4 protein-coding genes are annotated in these 1,239 nt (G+C 34.6%); all 4 read right to left on the bottom strand.

From position 1 onward, the window contains the following. On the bottom strand, nucleotides 1-423 hold a 423-nt coding region (locus tag O9324_RS11740), incomplete at its 3' end, for a PIN domain-containing protein (protein ID WP_288140276.1). Then, the gene (locus O9324_RS11735) at nucleotides 407-697 is read right to left on the bottom strand and encodes a UPF0175 family protein (protein WP_288140275.1); all 291 of its coding nucleotides are present in this window, start codon (nucleotides 695-697) and stop codon (nucleotides 407-409) included. The genes O9324_RS11740 and O9324_RS11735, both read right to left, overlap by 17 nt. A gap of 211 nt (nucleotides 698-908) precedes the next feature. Then, nucleotides 909-1,049, bottom strand: a complete 141-nt coding sequence (locus tag O9324_RS27480; RefSeq protein ID WP_288140274.1) for a type II toxin-antitoxin system RelE family toxin — start codon at nucleotides 1,047-1,049, stop codon at nucleotides 909-911. Beyond that, on the bottom strand, nucleotides 1,042-1,239 hold a 198-nt coding region (locus tag O9324_RS11725), incomplete at its 5' end, for a type II toxin-antitoxin system prevent-host-death family antitoxin (RefSeq protein ID WP_288140273.1). The genes O9324_RS11725 and O9324_RS27480, both read right to left, overlap by 8 nt.

Here is a 1,239-nt window from a genome sequence, read left to right as displayed (position 1 = left end):
TAACTGTTGTGATAAATCTAAAATTTCTTGTTTAGATAGATAACCTGCATAAAAACCAACCAAGAGAATTCCTAATGTTCCTTTGACGGGTAATTCCATAGCTTTGGCAACTCTTCTTGCTAATTTCTCATCTATAATTACCCAGTCTGGTTTGATTGAAATTGCCAAGAGAATAACTTCTAATTCTCCTCGATCTAATCCTAGTAATAGCGGTTCAAGAGGAGATGATGATGCAACTTCTTGAACTTGAATCCAATTGGCATTTTTGAGTTCTTTTGCCCCCAGTTTATTATCTCCAGCGATGACAATTTCTTGATAAACTGCCCAAGGAATAATCACTTCATTAAATAGCTGATTAAGAAGATCTAATTGATTAATCAAAGATAAGGCGATGATCGGTGTAGAATTAACAATTATCTTCATTATCTTTGATTTTTTGGGCTAATTCACGACTGGTTTGTATTTCTGATTCCCATTCTTCTGCTGTGTAATCAATAATGGAAAAACCATACTCAGAGAGAAGTGTATAAAATGTATATTTATCGCATCCTAATACTTGTGCGCCGATTCCTGCTGAAATTTTTCCTTCTTGATAAAGATGCCCTAATGTATAAATTATGACTTTACGAGAGAAGGCTTCTTTTTCTTCTCTGGCGGCAATGAGGAGTTCTTCGGGAAATGTTACGTTAATGTTCATGAGTGTTTAAAAATAATTTGTTTTTCTTGATTTTAGCAGGAATAATATCGCTAATTAATTGATGGTTGATAATTAAGATTCTCTATATTTTTCTCTTTAGTTGTTTATAAATTTCATCATCATTTCGTTTGTCAACCAGCAAGATTTCTATTGTTTGCTCCTCAACACGATAAACGATTCGATATTCACCAATATCGGCTCTATGATAAGATTATCCTTTTAACTTTAGAGAATCTTGGGGATAGGGATTTGTTCTCAGTTCGGTTATTTTTGTGGCTACTTGTTTGGCGTGTTTATCTGGCAGTTTTTTTAAGCGTTTAGTTGCCTGTCGAGATAGGTTAATCTTAAGCATTTAAAATTTCTGACAGTAAAGCCTCACTTTCTGTTGTTCCGATAAAACCTTCTTGATGAGCTTTTTCTGCCTGTAAAGCCAAAAGTTGATTTTCCAACTCGGAAAATCTCTCAAATTCCTCGATTGACAGCACGACTGCAACATTACGTCCCTTTTTTGCTATCTTTACTGGTTCTCTTCGAGCCAAGTC

It is taken from the genome of Microcystis sp. LE19-84.1B, assembly GCF_027531875.1.
In the GTDB taxonomy this organism is placed as follows: Bacteria; Cyanobacteriota; Cyanobacteriia; order Cyanobacteriales; family Microcystaceae; genus Microcystis; species Microcystis panniformis.
The sequence above is the reverse complement of the archived record's forward strand: the minus strand, read 5'-3'. Positions and strand labels throughout refer to the sequence as shown.

Excerpts from the sequence above, each read along its gene's own strand:
- O9324_RS11735 (WP_288140275.1), bottom strand. The coding sequence starts at position 697 with ATGAACATTAACGTAACATTTCCCGAAGAACTCCTCATTGCCGCCAGA.
- O9324_RS27480 (WP_288140274.1), bottom strand. The coding sequence starts at position 1,049 with ATGCTTAAGATTAACCTATCTCGACAGGCAACTAAACGCTTAAAAAAA.